Raw genomic sequence first — 3,649 nt, forward strand, 5'->3', positions numbered from 1 at the left:
GCAGCTCGCCGCGCCAGAGCAGCCAGGCGATGATCACCGGCAATGCGAAGAAGGATCGAAATTAGAGGAAGCTTTTCTCGAAGTGGTACATGCAGTTGCCGAAAGCCCTTCTGCGTATGGCACAAGCCCGAAACGTCTAGAACACAAGGTGAACAAAGTTCTTGACTACCGAATCCTGCTCGGTCCACAGTCTTGGAAGCTTTATGAAGGGTGGTACATATGCAGGTCGCAATCGAGGTCATAAAGACGGGTTCGAGGCGCGGCGAACGGGTTTACATCCCTTACCGTGACGGCCACCTCGCCAAAGTTCCGCTATTATGGATGAGCGCCACCCGAGAGAAGTTCCGACCAAGCACGCGTAAGAAGATGCTAACCACCATCGGTCTCATCGATGCTTGGGCCGAACTGGTCAACATCGATTACGAAGACAGGCTCATGTGGGGTGAGCCCCTCGATCGTCATGCTTTGAAGAGCTTGAACTACTACCTCCGGCTCCAAGCCGAAGATCTCGAGAAACTCCTACGGCTCAAACGCTCACGGGTTCGCACTCTAGACCTCGAGAAGTTGCTAGACGCATTCGAGACCGTATCGAACCCTACGATCGCAACTAGGATATGGACTGCCCAAGAATACATCAGGTTTCTCCTCGATTACGGCAACCTAGCCATGGAGAGCCGCACGGTTCCTGAAGACCTGATTGAGCGTCGCCGCCGCCTCGCCGCTCGCCCCACGATGGAGGGCGAAAACCCGCCCGCTGGCTCACTCTACCACTTCTTGAAGGCTCCAAGACAGGGCAACCGCAGGACAGGTACGCCAACAGATGTCGATGACATCAACAGATTCGCCGACTGGTTGCTGAGCGAGTTCAAGCCCAAGGCGGTATGGAAGGGGAGCCGTCAACTCCTCCTTCGCAACACGTTGATGCTTCTCCTGACGCTGAACACAGGGCTGCGGAAAGGTGAAATCCAAAAGCTAAAAATCCATGACATCGACTACCGAAGAAAAACGGTGAAGGTGGTTCGGCGCCAAAGCGATCCGGAAGACCCACGGCGAGACGAACCAGCAGCTAAAACGCTTGCCAGAACGCTGGACGTTGCCCCGAGCATATTCGAGATGTTGGAGAAATGGCTGGAAGAGCGCGATGACCTTATGGATGAGGTCGAAGCACTCGGACGAGATGACAACGACTTCGTTTTCGTCAACTTAGTTTACAGACAGGATCTCCGTGGAGCTCCCCTTACCCAACGTGGGGTGAAATACATCATGGATGCAGCCACGAAGGCGGCCGGCGTCAAGATCCGCTTCCACGACCTTCGCCACAAATCTTCTATGAACCTGGCTGAATTGGCAGCGAAATACGACCTGACCGACTTTGAAACCAATCGCCTGCTGGAGACCAAGGGGGGATGGAGTCAAGGCTCCAAAATGACCGGCTACTACGCTGCTGGAGCAAACACGAAGATCGCCCAGGATGAGCACACCAAGATGATTGAAGATCGCGGCTGGGACTTCGGTGACAAAGGAGCAGACAAGTGATTATTGATGCGGCCGACCAAAAGAACGAACTGGTATTCCTGCCTACCCAACAGCGCACTTCAGCGGGCGAGAGCTTTGACATGGGGGACGACGTCTGGGACTTGTCCTCAAACGGCGGCAAAAGGTCAAGATTCGTTTTCTCAGAGCATCGAGGAACCGCTTCCGACACTCTGATCGAAAGCTGGAAAACTGTAGCAGCAGAAATGGTCTCTAACGCATCAGTGTCTTACGCCTCAAGGTGCAATAACGAGTTATCAAAACTTCTGCATTTTATCTCAAGACGAAAAAACCATGTTGAAGAAATAGACGTATCGCATGTTTCCCAGTATTTAGAGGATGGCGACATCAGCAAGATGCAGGCAAGCCTTCGATCCATACTGCGAATGTGGGGGGGGCTGGAGCTACCTGGTGTCAGCCCTGACGCTATCGACTATGTTGAAAACTTTTCATTCGGAAACTCTGGGGGGACATACCTTGACGTCCTCACTTTAGATCCAGATCGAGGCCCCTATATCGACACCGAGAACCAGATGATCGATGAGTCGCTGTTCTCCGCCTACCAGACTGGAAAGATCCGAAACAGCCACTTCTGCATTATCATGCTGTTCAGGCTCTATGGGCAAAGGAATCAGCAGGTAGCTGACCTGAAGATACGGAACTTACGACTACCTCGATATCACAATGTGGATCGCGCAACCATAGAGTTTCCCTTCGCAAAGCAAAGGAATGGAGCCCCATCTTTGGCTCCCAACCGCTCCATGCCTAAGGCATTGGAAGCCGCAATGGAAGAGCAGATGGCTTATGTCGTGGAAGGCTTCCCTATCTCCGATTGGAACAGGCAACCGCTGTTTCCAAGCGCTCAGCAAGAGCAAGAGCGGACCAGTAATGGTGCTCGCCAGAGAGAGAGAACGGACCATGACTTCAAAGGCCACTTAAATTCTGATCGCGTTGGTTACGCTTACAAAACGAACATGGACGCGCTTGGGTTGCGCTCACCAAGGACCGGTCAGCCTATGAAATTTAGCACACGCCGTGAGAGACACACGGTCGCAACCCATTTAGCTATAAGAGGGATAAATGCAAACCAGATCGCCTCGACTTTGCAGCATTCGGACGCTACGAGCTGCGAGGCCTATGTGAACTTGGGAATCCTCCACCATCAACTAATGCACAGCAAGCTTGATGGAGAGTTCACAGACTTCGCCGCTAGATTCTTCGGGGAAGTCATTGAATCTGAAGGGCTCGACCTCTTCCCAGACAGCGCACTAATCGACTTTGCCGATGCAGAGGGTGTCGAAGACGTCGGGGGATGTAGTTCCGGAGGATGCTCCGCCATGGAGACGGGCGCGGCTCCCTTTGCCTGCTTCAGTTGCGATCGGTTTCGGCTGCTGGCTGACGCACCCCTAGACGATCTATTCCGCCTCGTTGTGCAGCGATATGAATTCGCACGAAAAGACAACAACACCCAAGTAATGTCCACCGTCGCCCGACACATTCATTCGATCGCAGCGGCCAAGCGCCGGATACTCGATTACCAGAATGCAGTAGGGGAGATTTCCCAGTGACCGTCCTGACGCCATTTGAGAAGCAGTCTGACCAAGATCGCTTGAAGGATTACATTGACGAAGCCAAGCAACTTCCGATGTTCCGAGGCGGAAGCATACAGTTCGACGCCATCGTTTGGGATCTTCGAGGGTATGTGAATATCCCAAATAGCAAGACCCACACTAAAATCGGATTTAAGACACTCGAGACTGGTGGCAGGAGGGCGCTCGCAGATATGGAGCCGTTACCTCAACCACTCCAAGACACCGCCAAAGCTATCGTGGCGCACGCCATCCATCGGAATGGCAGCGACCTCAAGAGTCCTGCCACATATTTTGACAGGCTAGCCGCCATAAAGCACCTCTGTAGATTTCTGACTGCCAACGGATCGTCGCATGACCTCACAAAAATCAGTGCTGGCACGATCAGGCAGTTCATAAACAGCGTAAGCGCCCAACTTCATTTGTCTTACCTGCGTGCCATCATTAAGGAGCTTAACTCACGGAATATCTGCCTCCATCTCTCCGGCATATCCTTTAGCAAACCCAAAAGGAACGGGCGCAGAGCG

Annotated in this window: 3 protein-coding genes; all 3 read left to right on the forward strand. The window is 52.9% G+C overall.

Going from position 1 to position 3,649, the window contains the following annotated elements; genetic code table 11:
* Window positions 1–219: 219 nt before the first annotated feature.
* On the forward strand, window positions 220–1,536 hold the full coding sequence (locus tag ACFDS3_RS19630) for a tyrosine-type recombinase/integrase (RefSeq protein ID WP_375264025.1): 1,317 nt from the start codon (window positions 220–222) through the stop codon (window positions 1,534–1,536).
* The gene (locus ACFDS3_RS19635; protein WP_375264026.1) at window positions 1,533–3,101 is read left to right on the forward strand and encodes a hypothetical protein; all 1,569 of its coding nucleotides are present in this window, start codon (window positions 1,533–1,535) and stop codon (window positions 3,099–3,101) included. Before ACFDS3_RS19630 ends, ACFDS3_RS19635 begins: the two co-directional genes overlap by 4 nt.
* A partial coding sequence (locus ACFDS3_RS19640; RefSeq protein ID WP_375264027.1) for a hypothetical protein occupies window positions 3,098–3,649 on the forward strand: 552 nt, incomplete at its 3' end. The genes ACFDS3_RS19635 and ACFDS3_RS19640, both read left to right, overlap by 4 nt.

The sequence above is a fragment of the Palleronia sp. genome (genome assembly GCF_042089775.1).
Taxonomy (GTDB): Bacteria; Pseudomonadota; Alphaproteobacteria; order Rhodobacterales; family Rhodobacteraceae; genus Palleronia.

Bases quoted from the DNA above. Each gene is read 5' to 3' on its own strand.
- ACFDS3_RS19630 (WP_375264025.1), top strand. From the start codon at position 220: ATGCAGGTCGCAATCGAGGTCATAAAGACGGGTTCGAGGCGCGGCGAA.